The following is a 26,349-nucleotide window of genomic DNA, read 5'->3' on the forward strand; positions in this document are numbered from 1 at the left end:
AAATATGATGAGGCTTTGTCTGCTTTTTGCACAGTAAGGTAAAGGGGTAACGTCTGCCATGTCGTAAACGGCCCATTCGATTTGTTGGCGAATAAGGGCTGTGCTACGCTTTTTGGTAACGACGCGGCGGTTTGGCATCGTTATTTTTCCCCCATTTCCCTGTCGAGTCTTATACCCCTGTCACGACCGGTAAATACGGCAAAAGCTTTCTGTCCCTGGACAGGCCTTGAGGACTGAGGAGGGAAAATGCGCGGCAAAAGCGTGATGCTCCTGGCCGGGTTAGCCTCTCTCGCGCAGGCGAACGAACTTAACCTCTATTCTGTGAATACCGGTTCCTATGTTTACCATCTGACCAATAATCACGGACAATATACAGAGAATTTCGAAAATCATTTTTTCTCAGTGGAGCGGAAATTCTCTGCAGACTCCAAATACAGCCTTCTGCTTGGCACTATGAATAACAGCTTCAACGATCGCTGCCTGGCGCTGGGGGTGAGAAGAGACTGGTACCACAGCGGCAGCGGGTGGACCTTCAAAGGCGTTTACGGCTATACCGGCGAATTCTTCTTCGACGCCTTCGAGCATTGCGGCGATCATGGCTCCTATAAAGACTTTAAGGACGCCACGGGGATCGGCTTTTCACCCTATATCTACCACGCTATCCAGTATAACTTCACCGATTATTTCGCCGTTGAAAGCGGCATTATTATTCCCAGCGTGTTTGTGATCAGTATCCAGTGGAGCTTCCGCTAAATCGTCCCGTTGTCGGTTACAAGGTAATCACCTTCCTGAGCAGCGTACTGGAGAGCGCGGCAAGGGAAATGAGCACCGACAGGACAAAGGTCAGCGCTATTACCCCCAACTTGGTGGCTAGCGAATGCACAGGGATGAGCATCACCAGCAGGTGAAACACGGAATAGTGGAGGATATAAACTCCGGTCATCGCTTTACTGACCGTCGCCAGCACGGCCTCTTTCCACTCGCGGTTCTTTTTAAACTGCACGGCGTTAGCGGCGATCACCAGCAGGACGATCAGGATATAAATTTGCGATCCCGTGAGAATGAACGCATTACGATCTGCTTTAAACAGGGCGAAGAAGAAATGGCGTTCATAAAACCAGGTAAATAAATAGACAAAGGGCAGGGCGATAATCGACCCTTTAATCACCTGTGGGTTGCGTATCCACTCCGCGACCTTTGGATCGTTAAACAACTGCCCGGTTAAATAAAACAGTAGCCATGTCCACAGGCGATACTGCGGCGGCAAACTGAAAAGATGTCTGTCCGGGTAGATCACCGAGAGCAGGTCGTAACCGTAGGAGCAGCACAGCAGCGTCAGGAGCACGGCGAAAAAGAGCCCGCGCCGCTGGCTGAGCCAGGCGATCAAAGGATGAAAGGTATAGATGACAATCAGGGCGAAAATAAACCAGGGCTGGATCAGGTAGCCGCGCTGGTAAGGCTCCCAGACATAATAGACCGTCACCCAAAACAGAAAGACGATGACCACGCTTTTAATTTTACCAATTTGCCAGTTGGCATCGTGGCGCGTCTGCGCATCAAGATAACCGGCCACGACAAAAAACAGCGGCGTCGCGATGGTCGAGATAAAGGTCAGCAGCCCGAGGATCCAGTGATAGTCATAATCAAAGCGATCCCAGGTGTTATAGATGGTGAAAAAGGTCACCGCTGTCATACAGCCTAATGTCTTGATAATGCTCAGACCGGTACTGTTCATCGTTGAGGCGTCATATCCTTATGGTGAAAGCAGGCGTAAATAACCGGCAGAACCAGCAGCGTCAGCACGGTGGCAAAGGCGAGGCCGAACATGATCACCACCGCCATACTCTGGAAAAAGACATCGCGCAGCAGCGGGGCCAGGCCAAGTACGGTGGTGAAGGCGGTCAGCAGGATCGGCCGCAGACGAGAGGTTGCCGCATCAATAATAGCTTGTCGTTGATCTTTCTCCTGTTTTTGTTTGCTCTATCTCTTCTACCAGCACAATGCCGTTACGGATCAGCATACCGCTCAGGCTGAGCAAGCCGATTAAGGCCATAAAGCCGAAGGGGATGCCGGTAAGCAGAAAGCCGGGAGTGACCCCGATCAGCGCCAGCGGAACGGTCAGCCAGATGGCGACGGCGTTTTTCAGCGAACTGAACATCAGCACCGTTATGATAAACATCACCAGATAGCCAAGCGGCAGGGTTGTAAACAGCCCCTGCTGCGCCTCACTGGAGTTCTCGGCATCGCCGCCCCATTCGATACGGTAGCCGTGGGGCAGCGGCAGTGCGTCAATGCGCGGTTTCACCCGCGCGAGAATATCACCCGAGGTTTGGCCGCTTAGCGGGCTGGGGTCGGTCTGGACCGTCAGCACCCGGGTACGATCCCGGCGGAGGATCAACGGATCTTCCCACTCCAGGGCGAAACCATTGATGACGTTACTCAGCGGGATATATTGCTGGCGACTCTGGCTCCAGACCAGCACATTATTCAGATGGTTGGCATCCTGACGTTCTGCTTCCGGCGGCCGGACGATCACTGGCAGCAGATCGGCCCCTTCACGATATAACCCGGCGCGACTCCCGGAGAAATTCATCTCCAGCGCGTTATCAATATCCTGTTTATCCACCCCCAGCTCGCGTCCCAGCGCCGGGGAATACTGCGGGCGGATCACTTTGCTGCGGTTCTGCCAGTCATTACGCACGCTGTCGGTCGCCGGGTCCGCGGCGAGGATATCGCCTATCTGACTCGCCAGCGCGCGCAGCGTATCCGGGTCTGGGCCCTTAATGCGCACCTCAATCGCGCTATCTCCGGAGGGGCCGAACATAATGCGTTTGGTGCTGGCGTTAACCTGCGGGTAGTTTCTGGCAATCCAGTCCTCCACGTGGCGGGTGACAGGGGCGATGCCGCGTTGATCATCCATCCGCACCATAATCTGCGCGTAGTTGCTGTACTGGCGCTGCCCGCTGTAGGTGAGAATGAAACGCATACTGCCCTGGCCGATGGTGGAGACGGTGGTGACCACCCCCGGCTGACCGGCTATCGACCGCTCGATATCCCGGGTCATCTTCTCCGTGGCGTTTATATCGGTACCGTAGGGTAGCCACAGGTCGACAAAGAATATAGGCGTATTCGATGACGGAAAAAAATTCTGCCGAACAAAGGTAAAGCCCCAGATCGCTCCGGCTAACAGCGCACCCATCAGCACCAGGGTCAGGGTCTTTTGCTGCAGCAGTATTCGCAGCGCCTGCTGATAGCCACGGTAAAAGCTGCCGCGGTAAGGATCGGCCTTTTCCTCCGCGGCGGCGGCCGACGGGGCGTTTTTAAACAGCCACCACTTAATAAGCACCGGGGTGATGGTCAGAGCGGAAAACCAGCTCAGCATCAGGGAGATCAGCAGCACCTGGAACAGCGATTTGCAATACTCCCCGGTAGAGTCCTGGGAGAGGCCAATCGGCGCGAAGGCGAGGATGGCGATGATCGTCGCGCCAAGCAGCGGCAGGGCAGAGCGACGGATTACATAGTTAATCGCGCCCAGCAGCGGAGAGCCTTGCTGACGGGCGATAAGCACCCCTTCGACAATCACAATGGCATTGTCCACCAACATACTCAGGGCGATGATAAGCGCTCCGAGGGAGATCCGTTGTAGTTCGATCCCCCAGATATACATGATAAGCAGGGTGCCGAGAACGTTGAGCGCCAGCGACAGAGCAATAATAATCCCGCTGCGCACCCCCATAAATACCAGCAGCACGCCGACGACAATCGCCAGGGCCATCAGAAAACTGGTAATAAAGCCATTGACCGAGTGGGCGACCTCAGCTGCCTGATCGTAAAAAATAGCGATGTTGATGCCCGCCGGTTTGTCGGCGGCCATCTGCTGGAGGCGGGCCTCGAGAGCGTGGCCGACGTCAATAACGTTGACGCCAGGGATAAAAGAAACTCCCATGGTCACCGCCTGGCGCCCGTTGGCATGATAGATACTGGCCGGCGAGTCGGTTAGCCCGCGCGACAGCGTAGCAATATCCCGCAGTCGGGTGGTGGCGCTGGCGCCGTGAGGGCTGACCAGCAGATCTCCCAGCTCATCGATGCTCTGAAACTCACCGGTGGGGTGGAGGCGGATCGATTCGCTGCCAACGCGGATCTCCCCGGCGCTGGACACCACGTTGAGTCGGGCCAGGATTGCGGCGAGCTGGTTGAGGGTGATCCCGCGCGCCGCCATCTTCGCCAGCGAGATATCCACATTGATCTGCTGCGGAATGACGCCGCCGATAGCGACTTTACCGACCCCCGGCACCAGCACCAGCTCCCGGCGCAACTGTTCGGCATAGCGCACCAGCTCCGGGTTGGTAAAACTGTCGCCCGAGATAGCGAAGAAAAAGCCAAACACATCGCCAAAGTCATCGTTGACGAAAGGGGGACTACGCCAGGGGGGAAAAGGCGGCTGGCGTCACCGACCCGGCGACGTAGCTCATCCCAGATTTGCGGCAGCTCGCTGGAATGGTACTGCGAAGCAATATTCACCGTAATTTGCGATAAGCCATTCGAGGAGATGGAGCTGACGTTATCCAGCGAGGGAAGCTGCTGAATCGCGTTTTCCAGCGGCAGGGTAACCTCCTCTTCCACCTGCTGAGCGGACGCGCCAGGGTAGTGGGTGACGATCACTGCCGTTTTGATGGTGAAGGCGGGATCTTCCAGGCGGCCGATATTGAGCAGGGCGAACAGGCCACCCACCCCTAACAGCAAAATGGCTAACCAGACGCGGGTCGGGTTGTTAATAAACTGACGGGAAATATCCATTTATAATCCTCGTTCACGCGTCCAGACCCGCACCGGCTGCCCGGCATGCAGCTCGCTCACGCCCGCCGCAACCACCTGTTCACCCGCGCGGAGACCGTCGGTGATCGCCACTCCCTGCGAAGTCACCTCGCCGACGGCGACCTTACGCTCCTCAAGATATCGATGCGCGTTATCGCCTTTCACCACCCAGACTACCGGCTCGTTCTTTGGCCGGTTATCGGGGTTAAACACCGCCTCCGCTGGCACAATGAGGGTTTCCCGTCCGGCGCTGGCCGGTAAATTGCCGAGATTGACCGTCACGGTGCCGCTGACCCCGCCGACGGCGGGAAAATCATCTGGCCGCGGCATGGTTAACACGATCTGCCAGGTGAGGGTGCTATTGTCGCTGCTGCCGGTATGCTCTTTGTATTCCGCGGTAAACTCGCGGCCCGGCAGGGTATTGATCCTGACGACGGGACGGTAGGCGGTATTGCGGATATCCAGGGAGGTGAACAGATTTTCGGGAATGCTGAAGACCACATCCAGCAGGTCGGTCCGCGTCAGGGTGATCATCGGTTGGCCGGCGGCGACCACCTGATGGTTGCGGATATGCACGCCGGCGGCAATCCCGCTAAAGGGCGCGATGAGGCTCATTTGCGCCAGCTCTTCGCGAGCGATTTTTAAGGCCGCATTGGCGGCATCGCGATTGGCGCGCTGCACGTCCATCTCCGCCTGGGAAATCGCCTGGCGCCCGGCCAGAGTCTGGAAGCGGTCGAACTGACGCTGGGCGAGAGTGGCCGCCGTTTGCCGCTCATTGACCCGTTGCTGGGCCTCGCGGGCATTCAGGCGCGCCAGCGTTTGCCCCTGGGCGACGCTTGCCCCCTGACGAATATCTAGCGACTCCACCTGGCCACCCCGCTTAAACGACAGTTCGGTGGAATCGCCAGACTCAATGCGTGCCGGAAACGTTCGCTGCTGGGTATTGCCCACGGCGGTCACCTGCGCCACTTTAACCATGCGCGGGGCGGACTCGACGGTGGGTGCTTTCTGATCGCAAGCGGTTGTAAATATAATAACAACCGGGATGAGAGAAAAATAACGGTTCACAATATTCCCCTCAGATTCAGGATTTATTTTACATTTTTATTACATGGCGCCTGCTTATTCTGCGAGAGCGGCGACGACCAGATAAGTGAAGAGCCCCACCGCTGTGCAGGCGACAATGGCCAGCGCGACAAACAAACCCAGGCGTAACAGGCTATAACCCAACATAATTTCCTCCCTTTACTCCCACCCGAACCGTGAATGTCATTTAATTCGGCCCCCACTGTGACCACCGGACATTCGGAGCGGCATGCCTGCTTGTAATCAGCATAGTCGGAGAAAATATGAAGTGTTAAAAAAGAGAATGCCGCGAGCGTTGGCGGCATTGAGGGGAAAGCGCAGGAGATCCGCAGGGTATATGCGGTTTTTATAATATTTTTCAGTCTATTAATCCGCCATTTTCTAATGTTAATTTTCCTGTGCTACGTTTAATAACATCTATTCCGCTCGCCGCTTCTGTTGTTGAGATTTCGTTCCTCCCCAAGTAAGGGGCTATTCATCACTACGCATTGTATTGGTAATAAAAGGATTATCTCATGTATAAAAATATCGTTGTTCCCGTTGACGTGTTTGATGCGGGCCTGGCCGACAAAGCGCTCTCTCATGCGAAATTCCTCGCCCAACATTCTGCCGGGCAAATTCATCTTATCCATGTTATTCCGGCCTTTTCTCCTGTATTAACCCGCGGATTTATCTCTGATGCCCGAAAGATGGAAGACCATTTGCTTAATACCGCTAAGGAAAAGCTGAGCGAGCTGGTGAAGAAAAATGGGCTTGCGGAAGACGCCAGCCATCTTTATGTGCGCAGTGGCAATGTTCGCGATCAAGTGATTGCCCTGGCCGATGAGCTGAAAGCGGATGTGGTGATTGTCGGTTCGCGCAATCCGGGTATCCAGACTCATCTGCTGGGCTCTGAAGCGGCCAATATCGTGCGCTATGCCCATGTACCAGTGTTCGTTGTGCGCTGATGATGGCGGGATGTCGCCCTGACTTCCGCTTCAGAAATCGAGGGAAAGAGTATGAATACAGATAAACCGGGGGCGCCCTATTATCAGCGCTCCGTCGAGGAGACTCTCGCCAGCGTGCAGAGTTCGCCGGAAGGGATTAGCGGAACAGAGGCGGCTACGCGCCTGCAGCAGTATGGCGAAAACGCCCTGCCGCAGAAGCCGGGTAAACCCGCCTGGCTGCGTTTTATTGCGCATTTTAACGATGTGCTGATCTATGTCCTGCTGGCGGCAGCGTTGCTCAAGGCGGTGATGGGCCATTGGATCGACATGGCGGTGATCCTCGCCGTGGCGGTGGTCAATGCGCTGATCGGCTTCATTCAAGAGAGTAATGCGGAAAAATCGCTGCAGAGTATCCGCAATATGCTGTCCAGCGAGGCGGTGGCGATCCGTCAGGGCAACCATGAAACCATCCCCACCACCTCGCTGGTACCTGGCGATATCGTGGTGATCCGCGCCGGCGACCGTATCCCCGCCGATCTACGGGTGATTGAGGCGCACAACCTGCGGGTGGAAGAGGCGATCCTCACCGGCGAGTCGACGGTGGTGGAAAAAACCACCGAGCCGCTAAGCGGCGATTTACCGCTCGGCGATCGCAGCAACCTGTTGTTTTCCGGGACCACCGTTAGCTCAGGGGCGGGAAAAGGGATCGTGGTGGCCACCGGCGGCGATACCGAGCTGGGCCATATCAACCAAATGATGGCGGGCATTGAGAAACACCGCACGCCGCTGCTGGTGCAAATGGACAAGCTGGGCAAAGCCATCTTTATCCTTATTCTGGTGATGATGGCGGCGCTGTTCGTCTTTAGCCTGCTGTTCCGCGATATGCCGGTCTCCGAACTGATGCTGTCGTTGATTAGCCTCGCGGTGGCATCGGTCCCGGAAGGGTTGCCGGCGATTATCTCGATTATTCTGTCGCTCGGCGTACAGGCGATGGCCCGTCAGAAAGCGATTATCCGCAAGCTGCCGACGGTGGAAACCCTCGGCGCGATGACGGTTATCTGCTCGGATAAAACCGGGACCCTGACCATGAACGAAATGACGGTGAAGGCGGTGATCACTGCCGACAGCGTCTATCGGGTGGAAGGGGATAGCTATGAGCCGGTCGGTAAGATCCACGCCATTGACGATCCGACGCCGGTCACGATCGCGCCCGGCTCGCTGTTCGAGCGCTATCTGCGCACCATCGATCTGTGTAACGACAGCCAGCTTATCAAAGAGGAGAGCGGGCTGTGGAAAATCACCGGCGGCCCGACCGAGGGGGCGCTGAAGGTGCTGGCGGCGAAGGTCACTCTGCCGCCGCTGACCAGCGAACTGCGCAGTAAAATTCCTTTTGATTCGCAATATAAATACATGTCGACCCTCTACCGGCTGGGTGAAGAGGAGGTAGTGCTGGTCACTGGCGCGCCGGATGTCCTGTTCCGCCTGTGCCAGTATCAGCAGAGCGACAGCGGATTGCAGCCGCTGGATCTCCCGTACTGGGAAGGCAAAATTGAAGAGTACGCCCGGGAAGGGCTACGGATGGTGGCCGCAGCCTGGAAGCCGGCTGCCGCAGGCCAGACCGAACTGACCCATCAGGATCTGCAGCAAGGGGTGATTTTGCTAGGGGTCGCCGGGATGATGGATCCGCCGCGTCCGGAGGCCATCACGGCGATTGCCGACTGCCTGCAGGCCGGGATCCGCGTGAAGATGATCACCGGCGACCACCCGCAAACGGCGATGAGCATCGGCAAGATGCTGGGGATTGGCAATGCGGGAAATGCCATTACCGGACGCGAGCTGGAGGTGATGGACGACGCGCAGCTGAGCGTAGCCGCGCAGCAGTTTGATATCTTCGCCCGCACCAGCCCGGAAGATAAGTTCCGCCTGGTGCAGGCTCTGCAGAGTAAGAAAGAAATTGTCGGAATGACCGGCGATGGGGTGAACGATGCCCCGGCGTTGAAGCAGGCTGACGTCGGCGTGGCGATGGGGATCAAGGGGACCGAGGTGACCAAGGAGGCCGCCGATATGGTGCTGACCGATGATAACTTCGCCACCATCGCCAGCGCAGTCCGCGAGGGGCGCCGGGTGTATGACAACCTGAAGAAAACCATTCTCTTCGTCATGCCGACCAACCTTGCCCAGGGGTTACTGATCGTGATCGCGCTGCTGGCGGGCAACGTACTGCCGCTCACGCCGGTGTTGATCCTGTGGATGAACATGGCCACCTCCGCCACGCTGTCGTTTGGCCTGGCGTTTGAAGCCGGTGAGAAAAATATTATGCGGCGGCCGCCGCGCGATCCGAAAATTCACGTGATGGACGGCTTTGCCATCTGGCGCGTAGCGTTTGTGGGGTCAATGATTGCGGTCAGCGCCTTTATTCTCGAAGCCTGGCTGCAGCCGCGCGGCTATTCGCCGGAGTTTATTCGTACCGTGCTGTTGCAGACTCTGGTCACCGCCCAGTGGTTCTATATGCTGAACTGCCGCGTATCGGATGGATTCTCGTTAACCAAAGGTCTGCTGGCCAACAAAGGGATCTGGATCGTCAGCGGCGTACTGCTGCTGCTGCAGCTGCTGATTATCTACGCGCCTTTTATGCAGATGCTGTTCGGCACCACCGGGCTGCCGTTCCGCTACTGGGTGATCACCTTTATCATCGGCTTCGCCATGTTCCTGATCGTGGAACTGGAAAAACCGCTGACCCGCAAATGGCGTTCCGCCTGACGGCGTGAAGCGCTGAACGAAAAAGAAAAGAGGGGGCATCGCCCCCTCTCTGGCTGACGACAAACCTGTTTCGTCATTATGCTCGCATTTCTGCCGGGTGGCGGCATTCGCCTTACCCGGCCTACGAAAGACTTCAATATCAAACCGTTATGCAGTTATCTGTAGGCCCACGCAAGCGCAGCGCCGCCGGGCAATTCCTGAAGATTGCACGTTGTCAGCAGTTTGAGAGAGGGCATCGCCCTCTCTTTTATTATGGTTCACGCTTGTTGCGCTTTACTGTTTCGGCTCGGCGACCACGGTGCTTCCCACGCCGCGGTTATTGTACTCCCACATGCGGTTGAAGCCGTTGTCGTTGAGGTTGCGCTGCAGATTGCCTTTGTCATCGGCGCTGCCGGTGTTGCCGCTGAACGGGCGGCCGGAGCCTACCGCCGCCGCCCACGGCTGGGCAATATTAAAGCCTTCATTGATAGCGCTGTCGCGGATCACCACCTGGCCGTTGCTGTTGCCATCGACGTCCAGCGCGCGGCCGAGCTGCGCGACGTTATCCCCGGAGGCGGTGAAGCGGCTGTTGGTCGCCAGGAAGCCGTAGGTCACGCTCTTCAGAGTAGCCGGCGCGAAGACGTAGGCCTCTTTCTGGGTACGGGAATTCACCACGCGGAAATCGGTGTTATCAAACACCACCGCGCCGCGGCCGGAAACGATATCCACATCGCCTTCAATGTAGCTGTTGGTCACCAGGGTGCGGGTCTGACGGTTGTCCTGCAGACGGTTTTGCACGCCGCTGTTGGTCACGAAGAAGGTGTTTTGACGGCCAAGAATATTGACCTTATTGATCTGCACCTGGTCGCCATCGCTGCGCAATGCCACCGCCTGGTGGGTACCGGCGTCAACGCTGTCGCCGAGGTTGTTGGCGATGGTCAGGTTCTGCAGCTGCAGACCATTATTCTGTGACCAGAAGACTGCGGAACACATTACGCCGACGGTCGCCGCGGATTTGCTTTGGCAACTGTCGAACATATACCACGCCGGTTTACCCGGCATATATTTACCGCCTGGATTGACCAGACGACGCCAGGTGTTGCGATCCATCTCGGAATCAATGGCTTCGCTGATTTTCACGTCGATTGGCTTATCGCCAGTACCATACAGGGTCAGGGCGCCCGGCGCCGCCGGAACGTAGACGGTTCCCGGGTACTCGCCCGGCATAATCGCGATATACAGACGACGGTTAGAGTGACGGGCAATTGCGGCATCCACCGCCGCCTGAATGGTGGTATGGGTTACGCCCTGGGTTCCCGCAGGGCCGACGATAAAGTCAGGCTGCGCCGGCAGGCTGATAGCAGACGGCGTCCAGGCGGCGGCGTTGGGAGCCAGCGACTGGAAATAGGCCGCCGGCGTGAAGTTTTTCGCTTCTTCGGCGTTGAGTATGGGACGCGCGGTAGTGCCCGGTGCAGTCTGCGTTGAGGGCTGTTGATCGGCAGGCGTCGAGCTACAGGCGGACAGCGTCACGCCGAAGGCCAGCGCCAGCGCCAGACGGGAAACGGAATATGTGTTCATGTTGCTCCGGGCAAAATTAAGCGTAGTGAAATACCCCGGCTGAGACGCCAGGGTATAAGTCCTTTAAAACCTGCTGTTTTATACTAACTTGAACGAAACGGGAAGACGTGGACGGAAAAACTTACCGTCTTTACGCAACGCGCAGCCCTGCCGGATGGTCTTTAGTCACAAAAAAATAACATTTCCCTGCGCTATTGTTGACTTTACCGGCGTTATGAAAATAAATGTCTATACAACCCATGACAAGTTAAGCGCTATGACTGAAGCCACTTCCGAACTCGTTATCTGGCGAAACGGGCGTCTCGCCACCCTGAACCCCGATCACGCTCAACCTTACGGCCTGCTGGAGCGCCATGCGCTGCTGGTGCGCGACGGCCGCATCGCGGCGATTGTCGCCGAAGATGACGTCCCCAGCGGGCGCAGTATCGATCTTGAAGGCCGGTTGGTAACGCCGGGATTAATCGACTGCCACACCCATCTCGTCTTCGGCGGCAGCCGGGCCCAGGAGTGGGAGCAGCGGCTGAACGGCGTGTCGTATCAAACCATCAGCGCCAGCGGCGGCGGCATTAACTCCACCGTGCGCGCCACGCGCGACAGCAGCGAAGCTGAACTACTGGCGCTGGCCCAGCCGCGTCTGGAACGCCTGCTGCGTGAAGGGGTGACCACCCTGGAGATCAAATCCGGCTACGGCCTCGACCTGCCAAACGAACGCAAAATGCTGCGGGTCGCCCGACAACTGGCCGATCATAATGGCGTGGAACTGTCGGCGACGCTGCTCTCCGCCCACGCCACGCCGCCGGAATATCAAGGCGATGCTAACGGCTATATTACGCTGGTCTGCGAGACCATTTTGCCGACGCTGTGGCAGGAGGGACTGTTTGAAAGCGTTGACGTCTTCTGCGAAAACGTCGGCTTCAGCCCGCAGCAAACTGAGCGCGTCTTTCAGGCGGCGCAGGCGCTGGGCATTCCGGTAAAAGGCCACGTTGAGCAGCTCTCGTCGCTGGGCGGCGCGCAGCTGGTGAGCCGCTATCATGGGCTTTCCGCCGACCATATCGAGTATCTGACGGAAGAGGGCGTGGCGGCGATGCGCGAAAGCGGCACCGTGGCAGCCCTGCTCCCCGGCGCGTTCTACTTCCTTAATGAAACCCGTAAACCGCCGGTCGAGCTGCTGCGCAAGTACCAGGTGCCGATGGCGGTGGCGACCGATTTCAACCCCGGCACCAGCCCCTTCGCCAGCCTGCATCTGGCGATGAACATGGCCTGCGTCAAGTTTGGCCTGACGCCGGAGGAGGCATGGGCCGGGGTGACGCGCCATGCCGCGCGGGCCCTGGGGCGCCAGGCCAGCCACGGCCAGCTGGCGCCGGGCTTTGTCGCTAACTTCGCCATCTGGGATGCTGAGCATCCCGTCGAGATGGTGTATGAGCCGGGGCGCAGTCCGCTCTGGCATCGCGTTGTTCAAGGAGAGTTGCAATGACGCTGTGGCAAGCTACGCCAGCCAGTCTCTGGCAGGGACGCGACGACAGCGCGGAAGCGCCCAATGCGCTGCGCCTGTTCCAGACCATCGCCCGCGCGGAACGCTTCGCGCCGCAGGAGATGCCCGGCGATATCGCGCTGCTCGGCTTCGCCTGTGACGAAGGGGTCCGGCGTAACAAGGGGCGTACCGGGGCAGCGGACGGCCCGGCGACCCTGCGCCGGGCGTTGGCCAATATGGCCAGCCATCAGGGTCATGACCGCTGCGTGGATATGGGCACCATCAGCGTCGACGGCGAGCAGTTAGAAGCCGCGCATCAGGCGCTGCGCGAGGCGGTGGCCGACTGTCAGCGGGCGGGTAAACGCACGCTGGTCCTGGGCGGCGGCCACGAGACGGCCTTCGGCCACGGCGCTGGGGTACTGGACGCCTTCCCGGGCGAAAAAGTGGGCATTATTAATCTCGATGCGCATCTGGATCTGCGCTTTGCCGAATGCGCCAGCTCCGGGACGCCGTTCCGCCAGTTGGCGCTGGAGTGTGACGCGCAGCAGCGCGGTTTTCACTATACCTGCATCGGGGTTAGCCGGGCGGCGAACACCCAGGCGCTATGGGATGAAGCGGCGCGCCGCCAGGTGGCTATCATTGAAGATCTGGAGGTGCTGACAGCCTTCGAAACTCGCGTGTTGCCGGAGCTTGAGCGCAATATCGCGCAATTCGACCGTCTGTATCTGACTATCGATCTCGACGTGCTGCCGGCGCGAGAAATGCCGGCGGTGTCGGCCCCGGCGGCGCTGGGCGTGCCGCTGGCCACGCTGCTGCGCATCGTTGAACCGCTGTGCCGCAGCGGTAAGCTGCAGGCGGTGGATCTGGTGGAGTTTAACCCGCTGTTTGACATTGACGGTCAGGGCGCTCGCGCGGCGGCCCGTGTGGCATGGCAAATCGCCCATTGGTGGCGCTAGCGATCCGCGCTATTATTTTCGTTTCGCCGCTCCGCTTATTACGCATAAGGAAAGCCAGGCCATGTTTGCACAACAACCTCGTTCCGCGCCCGCGCCTTTCTATGAAAAGGTGAAGCAGGCGATCAGCGAAAAGATCCACAGCGGCGTCTGGCGACCGCATGACCGTATCCCGTCGGAAGCTGAGCTGGTGGCCCAGTTCGGCTTCAGCCGAATGACCATCAATCGCGCGCTGCGCGAGCTGACGGACGAAGGCCTGCTGGTCAGGTTGCAAGGGGTGGGAACCTTTGTCGCCGAGCCGAAAGGGCAGTCGGCGCTGTTCGAGGTGCGCAGTATTGCCGCAGAAATTGTCGCCCGTCACCATCAGCACCGCTGTGAGGTACTCCTGCTGGAGGAGACCCGGGCGGATCATATTCAGGCGACGGCGCTCAGCGTCCCGGAAGGCACCCGCATCTTTCACTCGCTGATGGTGCATTACGAAAACGAGGTGCCGGTGCAAATCGAAGATCGCTGCGTCAATGCCGCAGTGGTACCGGACTATCTGCATCAGGACTACACCGCCACCACGCCCCATGATTACCTGTCGCTGATCGCGCCGTTAACCGAAGGTGAACATATTGTTGAAGCGGTGCAGGCCACGGCGGAAGAGTGCGCGCTGCTGCATATTCACGCCCACGATCCGTGCCTGCTGATCCGTCGTCGCACCTGGTCGACAACCCACATCGTCTCCCACGCGCGCCTGCTGTTCCCCGGTAGCCGATATCGTCTGCAGGGGCGCTTTGGCTCCTGATCCACGCTGGCGTCAGCAAAACGTGATTGCTGACGCAATATAACAAAATTGTATCATTTCTGTTAAATCCTGGCTTGCGCATGCTTGTATAGACAAGTATATGTATCTACGTAAACAACGTTCATTGTCAGGAGAAACCCCGATGTCGCAAAGCAAATATCGCCAGCTGGACGTCCGTGCGCCAAGAGGCACGACGCTGACCGCGAAGAGCTGGCTGACCGAAGCCCCGCTGCGTATGTTAATGAATAATCTTGATCCCGATGTCGCCGAAAACCCGCACGAGCTGGTGGTCTATGGCGGTATTGGTCGCGCAGCGCGCAACTGGGAATGCTATGACGCTATCGTGAAGGCGCTGAAGAACCTGGAGAGCGATGAAACCCTGCTGGTGCAGTCCGGGAAGCCGGTGGGCGTATTCAAAACCCATGAAAACTCACCGCGCGTGCTGATCGCCAACTCCAACCTGGTCCCGCACTGGGCCACCTGGGAACACTTTAACGAGCTGGATGCCAAAGGGCTGGCGATGTACGGCCAGATGACCGCCGGCAGCTGGATCTACATCGGCAGCCAGGGCATCGTGCAGGGTACCTACGAAACCTTCGTCGAAGCCGGTCGCCAGCACTACCAGGGCAGCCTGAAAGGCCGCTGGGTATTAACCGCCGGTCTGGGCGGCATGGGCGGCGCGCAGCCGCTGGCCGCGACGCTGGCCGGCGCCTGCTCGCTGAACATCGAATGTCAGCAGAGCCGCATCGATTTCCGTCTGCGTACCCGCTACGTGGATGAGCAAGCGACCTCGCTGGATGACGCCCTGGCGCGCATCAAAAAATACACCGCCGAAGGGCGGGCCATCTCTATCGCGCTGTGCGGCAACGCCGCGGAGATCGTACCGGAGCTGGTGAAGCGCGGCGTGCGCCCGGATATGGTCACCGACCAGACCAGCGCCCACGACCCGCTGCATGGCTATCTGCCGAAAGGCTGGAGCTGGGAAGAGTATCAGCAGAAAGCCGAATCCGACCCGCAGGGCACTATTCTGGCGGCGAAACGCTCGATGGCCGATCACGTGCAGGCGATGCTGGCCTTCCATGAGATGGGGGTCCCAACCTTCGACTACGGCAACAACATCCGCCAGATGGCGCAGGAAGTGGGCGTCAGCAACGCCTTCGATTTCCCGGGCTTCGTGCCGGCCTATATCCGCCCGCTGTTCTGCCGCGGTATCGGCCCGTTCCGCTGGGTAGCGCTGTCCGGCGATCCGCAGGATATCTACAAAACCGACGCGAAAGTGAAAGAGATCATCAAAGATGATCAGCATCTGCACCACTGGCTGGATATGGCGCGCGAGCGCATCAGCTTCCAGGGACTGCCGGCGCGTATCTGCTGGGTCGGTCTGGAGTGGCGGCAAAAGCTCGGTCTGGCGTTTAACGAAATGGTGCGCAGCGGCGAAGTCTCCGCGCCGATCGTCATTGGCCGGGATCACCTTGACTCCGGCTCCGTCGCCAGCCCGAACCGCGAAACCGAAGCGATGCGCGATGGTTCTGATGCGGTCTCCGACTGGCCGCTGCTCAACGCCCTGCTCAATACCGCCAGCGGCGCGACCTGGGTGTCGCTGCACCACGGCGGCGGGGTAGGCATGGGCTTCTCGCAACACTCCGGGATGGTTATCGTCTGCGATGGTACCGATGAAGCGGCGGCGCGTATCGCCCGCGTCCTGCACAACGACCCGGCCACCGGCGTGATGCGTCATGCCGACGCGGGGTATGAGATTGCCATTGAATGCGCGGCGGAACAGGGTCTGAATCTTCCGATGGTGGCGGCAACGCAGGGGAACGCTAAATGAAATCTTTAACTTTGATCCCGGGTCAACTCAGCCTGTCGCAGCTCCGCGACGTTTACAGCAACCCGGTAAATATTACCCTCGACAGCGGCGCGTTTGCCGCCATTGACGAGAGCGTGGCCTGCGTCAACGCCATCCTTGCCGAAGGGCGTACCGCCTACGGCATCAACACCGGTTTTGGCCTGCTGGCGCAAACCCGTATCTCGACGGAAGATCTGGAGAACCTGCAGCGTTCGCTGGTGCTATCCCACGCGGCGGGCGTTGGCGAGCCGCTGGACGATGATCTGGCGCGGCTGATTATGGTGCTGAAGATTAACAGCCTGTCCCGCGGTTTCTCCGGGATCCGCCTGAGCGTGATCCAGGCGCTGATTGGCCTGGTGAATGCCGGCGTGACGCCGTGGATCCCGGCCAAAGGCTCCGTCGGCGCTTCCGGCGACCTAGCGCCACTGGCGCATATGTCGCTGACCCTGCTCGGAGAAGGTAAAGCGCGGGTACGCGGCGGCGAATGGCTGCCGGCCACCGAAGCGCTGCGTCAGGTGGGGCTGGAGCCGATTACCCTGGCGGCGAAAGAGGGGCTGGCGCTACTCAACGGCACCCAGGCCTCGACCGCTTTTGCCCTGCGCGGTCTGTTCGAAGCCGAGGATCTGTTCGCCTCCGCGGTCGTCTGCGGGGCGTTAACCACCGAAGCGGCGCTGGGCTCACGTCGTCCGTTTGATGCGCGCATCCATGAAGTGCGCGGCCAGCGCGGGCAGATTGATGCGGCGGCGCTGTATCGCCACCTGCTGACCGACGATAGCGCGATCTCGCAGTCGCACCATAACTGCAGCAAGGTGCAGGACCCGTACTCCCTGCGCTGCCAGCCGCAGGTGATGGGCGCCTGCCTGACGCAGATCCGCCATGCGGCTGAGGTGCTGCTGGCTGAAGCCAACGCGGTCTCCGATAACCCGCTGGTCTTTGCCGCCGAAAATGACGTCATCTCCGGCGGTAACTTCCATGCCGAACCGGTGGCGATGGCCGCGGATAATATCGCGCTGGCGATCGCCGAAATCGGCTCGCTCTCCGAGCGCCGCATCGCGCTGATGATGGACAGCCATATGTCGCAGCTGCCGCCGTTCCTCGTCAAAAATGGCGGCGTCAACTCCGGGTTTATGATTGCCCAGGTCACGGCGGCGGCCTTAGCCAGTGAAAACAAAGCGCTGTCGCACCCGCATAGCGTTGACAGCCTGCCCACCTCTGCCAACCAGGAAGACCACGTCTCGATGGCGCCGGCGGCCGGTCGCCGCCTGTGGGCGATGGCCGAGAACACCCGCGGGGTGCTGGCCGTTGAGTGGCTGGCGGCGGCGCAGGGGCTGGATATGCGCGAAGGACTGACCACCAGTCCGCTGCTGGAAGAGGCGCGTCACTTGCTGCGCGAACGCGTGCCGCACTATACGCAGGATCGCTACTTCGCCCCGGATATCGATAACGCCATTGCGCTTCTGGCGGCCCGTCACCTGACGCGTCTGCTGCCTGCCGTACTGCATTAATCACCGTTGTTCTCTGTACCCGCGTCGGGGGAAGTCATTCCCCCGACCGCCCTACACCGCATATTTGTCGTCATATAAAAAAATCAGGACACCTGTATATGCAACAACAACACAAGCCACATCTGCTCCGCGGGCTCAATGCCCGACACATTCGGTTTATTGCGCTCGGCTCCGCTATCGGCACCGGGCTGTTCTATGGCTCGGCCTCAGCCATCAAAGCGGCGGGCCCGGCGGTGCTGCTGGCCTATCTGATTGGCGGCGCGGCGGTGTTTATCGTCATGCGCGCGCTGGGCGAGATGGCGGTGCGCAACCCGGTTTCCGGCTCCTTCGGCAGCTATGCCCGCCAGTATCTCGGGCCGCTGGCCGGGTTTATTACCGGCTGGACCTACACCTTTGAAATGGTGATCGTCGCCCTGGCCGACGTCACCGCCTTCGGCATCTATATGGGATTGTGGTACCCCGATGTGCCGCGCTGGATCTGGATCCTCAGCATCATCTTCTTTATCGGCGCGATGAACCTGTGCAACGTGCGGGTATTTGGCGAGATGGAGTTCTGGCTGTCTCTGGTGAAGGTGGTGGCGATTATCGCCATGATGCTGGCGGGGGCGGGGATCATCTTCTTTGGCTTTGGCCACAGCTTCCCGGCCACCGGGCTGGAAAACCTCTGGAGCCACGGCGGCTTTGCCCCTAACGGCTGGCAGGGCGTTATCGCCTCGCTTGGCATCGTGATGTTCGCCTTCGGCGGGGTGGAGATTATCGGCGTCACCGCCGCGGAAGCGAAGGATCCTAAGAAGGTGATCCCGCAGGCCATCAATACCATTCCGCTGCGCATTATTCTGTTCTACGTCTGCACCCTGGCGGTACTGATGGCGATCTTCCCGTGGAACAGCTTTGGCGAACAGGGGAGTCCGTTTGTGCTTATTTTCGACGGTCTGGGGATCCCGGCGGCGGCGACCATCCTTAACATCATCGTGATCAGCGCCAGCATCTCGGCGATTAACAGCGATATTTTTGGCGCCGGACGCATGATGTACGGCATGTCGAAAGAGGGGCTGGCGCCGAAAAGCTTCCAGCGCATCGCCAGCAACGGTGTGCCCTGGATGACGGTGGTGGTCATGGGCGGCGCGCTGCTGGCGGCGGTGGTATTGAACTATCTGATCCCCGAGCAGGTATTTGTGCTAATTGCTTCGCTGGCGGCATTCGCCACGGTATGGGTGTGGCTGATGATTCTGCTATCCCATTTTGCCATGCGCCGCGGTTTGTCTGCCGAAGAGCGCAGCCAGATCGCCTTTCCCATTCCGTTCTGGCCGGTTGCGCCGCTGTTGACGCTGCTGTTTATGGGGCTGGTCATCGCCGTATTAGGGATGTTTGCCGAAACGCGGATGGCGCTGATCGCCGGCCTGGTCTGGCTCGGGCTGCTGACGGTGGTGTGGTATGCGCGGGTGCGTAAAACGGCGCTGCAGGTAGTCACTGAACAGTAAGGCCAATTTCCCCGGTGGCGCTGCGCTTACCGGGGCTACAAATGGCACGGACCGTAGGCCGGGCAAGGCGTCAGCCGCCGCCCGGCATAAAAGCGGCTCCGTGCCCGCAGCAATCGTCCGGCGGCGCTGCGCTTGCGTAGGTCTACGTGTATTGTAGATTCTGTTATCGGATTGCCACTTTCTCAGTCCGGCAAAAGCGTGTATCACGTGTGACTTCAGCGTTCTTTGCGCTCCCGGTTATTTTTTCTGCACTCTGTTTTTCATGGCGCAGGGAGCGCACAGGGGGCGGCCAGTCGCCGCCGCCCCCTGTACCCCCGGGCTTCGGCCAGCAACATCGCCACTGCGTGGTGCCTTCGACTTATCCCTGCAGGCTTCGGGTCGGGCCGAGGCAGCGTCCTTGCAAAACACGGCCCTCAGCCCGCATCCATGCGGGCTGCCCCGGCCTTCCGGGAACGTCTCAGCGATGTTGAGGCCGCCAGCCCCGGCAGTTTCAGTGGCCCCATGTTTGGCGGCGATTCACATACTGGGTCTGGACCCCGTAGGCCGGGCAAGGCGTCAGCCGCCGCCCGGCATAAAAGCGGCTCCGTGCCCGCGGCAATCGCCCGGCGGCGCTGCGCTTGCGTGGGCCTGGGGGTAGTGTAGGTCGGGTAAGCGCAGCGCCACCCGAAAAACAAATGGCGCCGCGGGTACCCCGGATAAGGCGCAAGCCGCTATCCGGGGAAGATTAACTGAACAGGGCGGTGATGGAGGCGCTGGCGAGGGAATGGAAATGGACGTTAAAGCCGACCATCGCGCCGCTGGCCTCAGCATCCACCTCAATTTTCTCGACGTCCAGGGCGTGGACGGTGAAGATATAGCGGTGGGTTTCGCCCTTCGGCGGCGCCGCGCCGCCGTAGCCTGCCTTACCAAAATCGGTGCGGGTCTGAACGGCCTCTTCCGGCAGCTCCGCCTGACCGGAACCGGCCCCTTGCGGCAGGACGCGGGTATCGGCCGGCAGGTTAGCGACCACCCAGTGCCACCAGCCGGAGCCGGTCGGCGCATCCGGATCGTAGCAGGTCACCACAAAGCTTTTGGTTCCCGCGGGCACATCATCCCACATCAGATGCGGCGAAATATTGTCGCCATCGTAGCCCATGCCGTTGAAGACGTGACGATTAGGCAGCTTACCGCCGTCCTGGAGATCGTGACTGATCAGTTTCATGCTTCATCCTCATTGATAATGCGCTGATTAACAAAGAAGTGTAGCCTTCCCGACGACGCAATTCCGCTATTTATTCGCTAAAAAATGTTTCGTCCTGCACTGCCTGGTTGACCGCACGGGTCAGGCGGGTCAGCTGCTCGGGCGTGATGATGTACGGCGGCATCAGATAAATCAGCCGGCCAAACGGACGGATCCAGACTCCCTGCTCGACGAAAAAGCGCTGCAGGGTGGCCATGTTGACCGGGCGACGGGTTTCAACCACGCCAATAGCACCCAGCACGCGGACGTCCGCGACCAGCGCAGATCCCCGCGCCGGGGCCAGCTCGGCCTGCAGCTGGGCTTCAATCGCCGCAACCTGCGGCTGCCATTCGCCGCTCTCCAGCAGGCGCAGGCTTTCGCTGGCCACCGTGCAGGCCAGCGGATTGCCCATAAAGGTGGGGCCGTGCATAAAGCAACCGGCTTCGCCATTGCTAATGGTTTCAGCAACCGTTCGGGTGGTGATGGCGGCGGAAAGGGTCATGGTGCCGCCGGTCAGCGCTTTGCCCAGACACAGAATGTCGGCGGTAATCCCGGCGTGTTCACAAGCGAACAGCTTGCCGGTGCGGCCAAAGCCGGTGGCAATCTCATCGGCGATCAGCAGTATCCCTTCCCGGTCGCACATTTTACGCACCCGCTTCAGCCACTCCGGATGGTACATCCGCATGCCGCCCGCCCCCTGGACGATAGGTTCGAGGATCACCGCGGCGATTTCGTGACGATGCGCGGCCATCAGGCGGGCAAACGGTACCATATCCATCTCGTCCCACTCGCCGTCAAAGCGGCTTTGCGGCGCGGGGGCGAACAGGTTATCCGGCAGGTAGCCCTGCCACAGGCTGTGCATCGAGTTCTGCGGATCGCAGACCGACATCGCTCCGAAGGTATCCCCGTGATAGCCGTTGCGGAAGGTCAGAAAACGACGACGTGGTTCGCCTTTAGCCTGCCAGTACTGCAGCGCCATTTTCATCGCCACCTCTACCGCCACCGAACCGGAGTCGGCGAGGAAAACGCACTCCAGCGAGGCCGGGGTCATCGCCACCAGCTGACGGCATAGCGCAACTGCCGGCGGATGGGTGATCCCGCCGAACATCACGTGCGACATTTGGTCAATTTGCCCCTTCAGCGCCGCATTGAGGCGTGGGTGATTGTAGCCGTGGATCGCCGCCCACCAGGAAGACATACCGTCAACCAACTGTTCGCCGCCGGCGAGGGACAGCTCGCAACCGTGGGCGGACACCACCGGGTAGACCGGCAGGGGGAAAGTCATAGAGGTGTAGGGGTGCCAGATGTGGCGCCGATCGAAAGCGAGATCGTCCAGTGTCATAAGCGACTTGTAAACCATTTTGAAAACATTTAGGTTTACAAGTCTACACTGAACTTACTTACAATGAAACGTACACAAAATATTTCGCGCAGCATCGAGGCGGCAAGCGAGAACATCCCCAGGAGCATAGTTCACTATGTGACTGGGAGGCGCGAGTGCAGCCAACAAAGAGGCTGTGTGAAATAGGAAGTGTACGACCTTTTGGAGAGGAAAATGGCTCACCAACCTCGCTGGACAATGTCGCAAGTAACGGAATTATTTAATAAACCGCTGATCGATCTGCTATTCGAAGCACAGCAAATCCATCGTCAACACTTTGATCCGCGCCAGGTGCAGGTCAGCACCCTGCTGTCGATCAAAACCGGCGCCTGCCCGGAAGATTGTAAATATTGCCCGCAGAGCGCACGCTACAAAACCGGCCTCGAAGCCGAGCGCCTGATGGAGGTTGAGCAGGTGCTGGAATCAGCGCGCCAGGCGAAAAACGCCGGCTCCACCCGCTTCTGCATGGGCGCGGCGTGGAAAAACCCCAATGACCGCGATATGCCTTACCTGGAGCAGATGGTGAAAGGGGTGAAGGCGCTGGGGCTGGAGTCCTGTATGACGCTTGGCACCCTGACCGACAGTCAAGCGCAGCGCCTGGCCGAAGCGGGCCTCGATTACTACAACCACAACCTTGATACCTCGCCGGAATTTTACGGCAACATCATCACCACCCGCACCTACCAGGAGCGCCTGGATACGCTGGATAAAGTGCGTGATGCTGGGATCAAAGTCTGCTCCGGCGGCATCGTCGGGCTGGGAGAGAGCGTAAAAGATCGCGCCGGACTGCTGCTGCAACTGGCTAATCTGCCGACGCCGCCGGAGAGCGTACCGATCAACATGTTGGTGAAGGTCAAGGGCACGCCGCTGGCGGATAACGACGACGTCGACGCTTTCGATTTCATCCGCACTATCGCCATCGCGCGCATCATGATGCCCACCTCCTACGTGCGTCTCTCCGCCGGCCGCGAGCAGATGAACGAGCAGACCCAGGCGATGTGCTTTATGGCCGGGGCGAACTCGATTTTCTATGGCTGCAAGCTGCTGACCACGCCGAACCCGGAAGAGGACAAAGACCTGCAGCTGTTCCGCAAGCTGGGGATCAACCCGCAGCAGACGGCGGTGCTGGAAGGCGACAATGAGCAGCAGCAGCGTCTGGAGCAGGCCTTACTCACCCCGGACACTGAGGAATATTACAACGCGGCGGCGCTATGAGCTGGCAGCAGCGAATCGATCGGGCGCTGGACGAGCGGCGGGCGGCGGAAGCTTTTCGCCGCCGCCTGCCGGTGACGCACGGCGCCGGGCGCTGGCTGGAGCGGGAAGGGGAGCGCTGGCTTAACTTCTCCAGCAATGACTATCTGGGCCTGAGTCAGCATCCGGCGATTATCGCCGCCTGGCAACAGGGGGCCACGCGCTATGGCGTCGGTGCCGGCGGCTCGGGCCACGTGAGCGGCTATAGCGAAGCCCACCGCGCGCTGGAAGAGGCGCTCGCCGACTGGCTGGGCTATCCGCGCGCATTGCTGTTTATCTCCGGCTTTGCCGCGAATCAGGCGCTGATCGCCGCCCTGGTGGAGAAAGACGATCGGATTGTCGCCGACCGTCTGAGCCACGCCTCTCTGCTGGAGGCGGCGAGCCTCAGCCCGGCGCAGCTGCGGCGCTTTACCCACAACGATCCGCAGCAGCTCGCGCAACTGCTGGCTAAGCCGCTGGCGGGCGAACAGTTGGCGGTCACTGAAGGCATTTTCAGCATGGACGGCGACAGCGCGCCGCTGGCGGCCATTCACGCCGCGACGCAGGCCGCAGGGGCAGTGTTGCTGGTGGATGACGCCCACGGTGTTGGCGTGGTCGGCGACGAAGGACGCGGGAGCTGCGCCGCGCAGGCGGTGCGCCCTGAGCTGCTGGTGGTTACCTTCGGCAAGGCCTTCGGCGTCAGCGGCGCGGCGGTGCTGTGCGACGAAGCAATGGCCGATTATCTGCTGCAGTTTGCCCGTCATCTGATCTACAGCACCGCGATGCCGCCCGCCCAGGCGGTGGCGTTGAGCGCTGCCCTGGGAATCATTCGCAGCGATGAAGGGCAGCAGCGTCGCGACATCCTGGCCGCCCGCATCCGTCAGTTCCGTGAGGGGATGGGCGAGGTGTCGCTGGGGTTGACCGACTCCGTCAGCGCGATCCAGCCGCTGATCGTCGGCGACAACGCCCGGGCGCTGAACCTGGCCTGCCGTCTACGCGACGCGGGCTGCTGGGCAACGGCGATCCGTCCACCGACGGTGCCGGTCGGCAGCGCGCGTTTGCGCCTGACCCTGACAGCCGCCCATCATACTGAAGACATTAACCGTTTACTGGAGGTGCTGCATGGCCACAGTGAATAAGCAGGCGGTGGCCGCGGCGTTTGGCCGGGCGGCCAGCGGCTATACGCAACATGATGAACTGCAGCGGCGCTGCGCCGATCTACTGCTGCGCCAGCTGGCGCGCCGCGATTTTGCGCAGGTGCTGGATGCCGGCTGCGGCCCCGGCAGTATGAGTCGCTATTGGCGTGAGGCGGGCAGCGTGGTGACCGCGCTGGATCTCTCCGCCGGGATGCTCGCCCAGGCGCAGCGTAACGACGCCGCGCAGCATTATCTGCTGGGGGATATTGAGGCGCTGCCGCTGCCGGACGCCTGCGTCGATCTGGCGTGGAGCAATCTGGCGGTGCAGTGGTGCGACGATCTACGGGCGGCAATTGGCGAGCTGTACCGGGTGGCGCGTCCCGGCGGCAGAGTGGCGTTTAGCACGCTGCTCGCCGACTCGCTGCCGGAGCTCAATCAGGCGTGGCAGGCCATCGACGACCGGCCGCATGCCAACCGTTTCCTAAGCGAAGCGGCGGTGCGCACGGCGCTTAGCGGCCTGCGCGCGACCGGCGAGGTTCATCAGATTAGCCTGCCGTTCGCCGATGCGCTGAGCGCTATGCGCTCGCTGAAGGGCATCGGCGCCACCCATTTGCACCAGGGGCGGACCGCCGCCCCGCTTGGCCGCGGCAAACTGCGCGAGCTGCAGCTGGCCTGGCCGCAGCGGCAGGGCATCTGCCCGCTGACGTATTCTCTTTTTACAGGAGTCATTGAGCGTGACTAAACGTTTTTTTGTCACCGGGACCGATACTGAAGTCGGTAAAACCATCGCCAGCAGCGCCCTGCTGCAGGCGGCTAATCTGCTGGGTTTTCACACTGCCGGCTATAAGCCGGTGGCCTCCGGTAGCGAGCTTACCGGCGATGGGCTGCGTAATGAAGATGCGCTGGCGCTGCAGCGTCATAGTCGGGTCGCGTTGCGTTACGACCAGGTGAACCCCTATACCTTCGCCGAGCCGACCTCTCCGCACATCATCAGCGCCGACGAAGGGCGGCCGATCGCCGCGGCCAGGCTCTCCAGCGGGCTGCGTGAGCTGGAAGGTCTCGCCGACTGGGTGTTGGTGGAAGGCGCCGGCGGCTGGTTTACGCCGCTCTCGGATTCCCTGACCTTCGCCGACTGGGCGCAGGCGGAACAGCTGCCGGTCATTCTGGTGGTGGGCGTTAAGCTCGGCTGTATCAACCACGCAATGCTTACCGCTCAGGCGGTACGCCAGGCGGGACTACCGCTGGCGGGGTGGATCGCCAATGACGTACAGCCGCCGGGCAAGCGCCACGCCGAATATCTGGCGACGCTGAAAAACCGACTGGCCGCGCCGTTCCTCGGCGAAATACCGTGGCTTGCCGACATCGCGCAGCGCGACGATCTCGGCCAGTATCTGGACCTCAGGGCGCTGGATCCGGCGTTATCCACTGCGCCAGCAGCGGCTCATCCAGCGCCATAATATCGCCTTCGGCGACGTTACGGCCCCGGTGCAAGACACAGAAGCGATCCGCCACCCGGCGGATAAAGGGCAGGTGCTGCTCGGCGAGCAGCACCGTCAGGCCGATATCGCGATTTAACCGCAACAGCAGATCCGCCAGCTTTTGCAGGCAGCGCGGCCCTCTGCCGCGCGAGGGTTCATCAAGGATCAGCAGCCGCGGCTGGACGATCAGCGCCCTGGCCAGCGCCAGCTGGTACTGATCGTCGTCGCTCAGCGAGGCGCCTTTGCGCTGCCGTAGGGCATAGAGCTCGGGAAAATGCTCATAAATCTCGCCGCCGCTGGCGTTAGCCCCGGGTTTCCCGGCCGCCAGGGCGATGTGCAGGTTCTCTTCCACGCTGAGTTGGGAAAAAATGCGTTTATCTTGTGGCACGTAGCCGATACCAATGGCGCTGCGCGATTGAGCGGACAGGGGGGTGAGATCCTGCGGCGGGGCGCCAATGTCATGCCAGGTCATCCGGCCGCTGGCCACCGGCAGGTGGCCAGCAATGCAGTTAACCAGGGTGGTTTTTCCCATGCCCTCGCGTCCCAGTACGCCAATGCACTCCCCCGGGCGTAGTACAAGATCGACATTCCACAGCGAATGCTGGTTGCCGTAAAAGTGATTTACTGCCTGTAAATTCAACATGGACGTTTTCTCCTTATCCTGGCGTCAGGGCGACAGAAAGATGCTGCAAAACTCTTGCCAGGAAAAAGA

The 26,349-nt window shown here is 60.1% G+C and carries 19 protein-coding genes and 1 pseudogene; 13 read left to right on the forward strand and 7 right to left on the reverse strand.

The genetic code is table 11. The features are described from left to right. The first annotated feature begins 246 nt into the window (after positions 1-246). On the forward strand, positions 247-753 hold the full coding sequence (locus HMPREF1024_RS17450) for a hypothetical protein (RefSeq protein WP_002895283.1): 507 nt from the start codon (positions 247-249) through the stop codon (positions 751-753). 16 nt (positions 754-769) lie between these two features. On the opposite strand, the gene HMPREF1024_RS17445 is transcribed toward HMPREF1024_RS17450, so the two are convergent. The 3 genes and pseudogenes from HMPREF1024_RS17445 to HMPREF1024_RS17440 form a co-directional block, all read right to left on the reverse strand. Then, positions 770-1,693, reverse strand: a complete 924-nt coding sequence (locus HMPREF1024_RS17445; RefSeq protein WP_002895284.1) for an acyltransferase — start codon at positions 1,691-1,693, stop codon at positions 770-772. A 38-nt stretch (positions 1,694-1,731) separates the two neighbouring features. Continuing rightward, positions 1,732-4,797: pseudogene (locus HMPREF1024_RS0126130) on the reverse strand (efflux RND transporter permease subunit). Further along, complete coding sequence (locus tag HMPREF1024_RS17440) at positions 4,798-5,883, reverse strand: efflux RND transporter periplasmic adaptor subunit (RefSeq protein WP_009308203.1); 1,086 nt, start codon at positions 5,881-5,883, stop codon at positions 4,798-4,800. It abuts the pseudogene before it with no gap. Between the two features lie 533 nt (positions 5,884-6,416). On the opposite strand from HMPREF1024_RS17440, the gene HMPREF1024_RS17435 reads away from it, so the two are divergent. Continuing rightward, positions 6,417-6,848 carry a universal stress protein gene (locus tag HMPREF1024_RS17435; RefSeq protein ID WP_004183465.1) on the forward strand — a complete coding sequence of 144 codons (432 nt, stop codon included), beginning with the start codon at positions 6,417-6,419 and terminating at the stop codon, positions 6,846-6,848. Between the two features lie 51 nt (positions 6,849-6,899). After that, positions 6,900-9,587: a cation-transporting P-type ATPase gene (locus HMPREF1024_RS17430; protein WP_004179084.1), complete on the forward strand. Its 2,688-nt coding sequence runs from the start codon at positions 6,900-6,902 to the stop codon at positions 9,585-9,587. A gap of 273 nt (positions 9,588-9,860) precedes the next feature. Here HMPREF1024_RS17430 and HMPREF1024_RS17425 read toward each other — a convergent pair whose 3' ends face one another. Further along, the gene (locus HMPREF1024_RS17425; protein WP_004142122.1) at positions 9,861-11,144 is read right to left on the reverse strand and encodes a putative acyl-CoA thioester hydrolase; all 1,284 of its coding nucleotides are present in this window, start codon (positions 11,142-11,144) and stop codon (positions 9,861-9,863) included. Between the two features lie 154 nt (positions 11,145-11,298). On the opposite strand from HMPREF1024_RS17425, the gene hutI reads away from it, so the two are divergent. The 6 genes from hutI (at position 11,299) to HMPREF1024_RS17395 (ending at position 19,193) form a co-directional block, all read left to right on the forward strand. Further along, positions 11,299-12,618 (forward strand): imidazolonepropionase, encoded by a 1,320-nt coding sequence (gene hutI / locus HMPREF1024_RS17420; RefSeq protein ID WP_004182478.1) that lies wholly within the window; start codon positions 11,299-11,301, stop codon positions 12,616-12,618. Continuing rightward, positions 12,615-13,571, forward strand: coding sequence for a formimidoylglutamase (hutG, locus tag HMPREF1024_RS17415; RefSeq protein ID WP_009308204.1), 957 nt, complete (start codon positions 12,615-12,617; stop codon positions 13,569-13,571). The genes hutI and hutG overlap by 4 nt, the downstream gene beginning before the upstream one ends. Positions 13,572-13,632: 61 nt before the next feature. Next, a complete protein-coding gene (locus tag HMPREF1024_RS17410) occupies positions 13,633-14,358 on the forward strand; it encodes a histidine utilization repressor (RefSeq protein ID WP_002895358.1) in 726 nt (241 codons plus the stop codon). A 142-nt stretch (positions 14,359-14,500) separates the two neighbouring features. Beyond that, positions 14,501-16,189, forward strand: a complete 1,689-nt coding sequence (hutU, locus tag HMPREF1024_RS31745) for a urocanate hydratase (RefSeq protein ID WP_004151699.1) — start codon at positions 14,501-14,503, stop codon at positions 16,187-16,189. Then, complete coding sequence (gene hutH, locus HMPREF1024_RS17400; RefSeq protein WP_009308205.1) at positions 16,186-17,712, forward strand: histidine ammonia-lyase; 1,527 nt, start codon at positions 16,186-16,188, stop codon at positions 17,710-17,712. Before hutU ends, hutH begins: the two co-directional genes overlap by 4 nt. 98 nt (positions 17,713-17,810) lie before the next feature. Beyond that, positions 17,811-19,193, forward strand: coding sequence for an amino acid permease (locus HMPREF1024_RS17395; protein WP_004142109.1), 1,383 nt, complete (start codon positions 17,811-17,813; stop codon positions 19,191-19,193). A 724-nt stretch (positions 19,194-19,917) separates the two neighbouring features. Here the strand turns inward: HMPREF1024_RS17395 and HMPREF1024_RS17390 are convergent. Both HMPREF1024_RS17390 and bioA read right to left on the reverse strand, forming a co-directional pair. After that, the gene (locus HMPREF1024_RS17390; protein ID WP_002895575.1) at positions 19,918-20,394 is read right to left on the reverse strand and encodes a kinase inhibitor; all 477 of its coding nucleotides are present in this window, start codon (positions 20,392-20,394) and stop codon (positions 19,918-19,920) included. 70 nt (positions 20,395-20,464) lie between these two features. Next, positions 20,465-21,754 carry an adenosylmethionine--8-amino-7-oxononanoate transaminase gene (gene bioA, locus HMPREF1024_RS17385; protein WP_032451362.1) on the reverse strand — a complete coding sequence of 430 codons (1,290 nt, stop codon included), beginning with the start codon at positions 21,752-21,754 and terminating at the stop codon, positions 20,465-20,467. A 213-nt stretch (positions 21,755-21,967) separates the two neighbouring features. Between bioA and bioB the strand changes: the two genes are divergently transcribed. Genes bioB through bioD form a run of 4 tightly spaced genes read left to right on the forward strand, consistent with a single transcriptional unit; the run spans position 21,968 to position 25,616 of the window. Further along, a complete protein-coding gene (gene bioB / locus HMPREF1024_RS17380) occupies positions 21,968-23,008 on the forward strand; it encodes a biotin synthase BioB (protein WP_002895580.1) in 1,041 nt (346 codons plus the stop codon). Next, positions 23,005-24,162: an 8-amino-7-oxononanoate synthase gene (bioF, locus tag HMPREF1024_RS17375; protein WP_004183475.1), complete on the forward strand. Its 1,158-nt coding sequence runs from the start codon at positions 23,005-23,007 to the stop codon at positions 24,160-24,162. Before bioB ends, bioF begins: the two co-directional genes overlap by 4 nt. Continuing rightward, positions 24,146-24,901 (forward strand): malonyl-ACP O-methyltransferase BioC, encoded by a 756-nt coding sequence (gene bioC / locus HMPREF1024_RS17370; protein WP_009308207.1) that lies wholly within the window; start codon positions 24,146-24,148, stop codon positions 24,899-24,901. Before bioF ends, bioC begins: the two co-directional genes overlap by 17 nt. After that, positions 24,894-25,616: a dethiobiotin synthase gene (gene bioD / locus HMPREF1024_RS17365; protein WP_002895648.1), complete on the forward strand. Its 723-nt coding sequence runs from the start codon at positions 24,894-24,896 to the stop codon at positions 25,614-25,616. Before bioC ends, bioD begins: the two co-directional genes overlap by 8 nt. Here bioD and HMPREF1024_RS17360 read toward each other — a convergent pair. Further along, positions 25,558-26,280: an ABC transporter ATP-binding protein gene (locus tag HMPREF1024_RS17360; protein ID WP_004152853.1), complete on the reverse strand. Its 723-nt coding sequence runs from the start codon at positions 26,278-26,280 to the stop codon at positions 25,558-25,560. The genes bioD and HMPREF1024_RS17360 overlap by 59 nt on opposite strands. Between the last annotated feature and the right edge of the window lie 69 nt (positions 26,281-26,349).

The sequence above is a fragment of the Klebsiella sp. 4_1_44FAA genome (assembly GCF_000238715.1).
GTDB classification, from domain to species: domain Bacteria; phylum Pseudomonadota; class Gammaproteobacteria; order Enterobacterales; family Enterobacteriaceae; genus Klebsiella; species Klebsiella pneumoniae.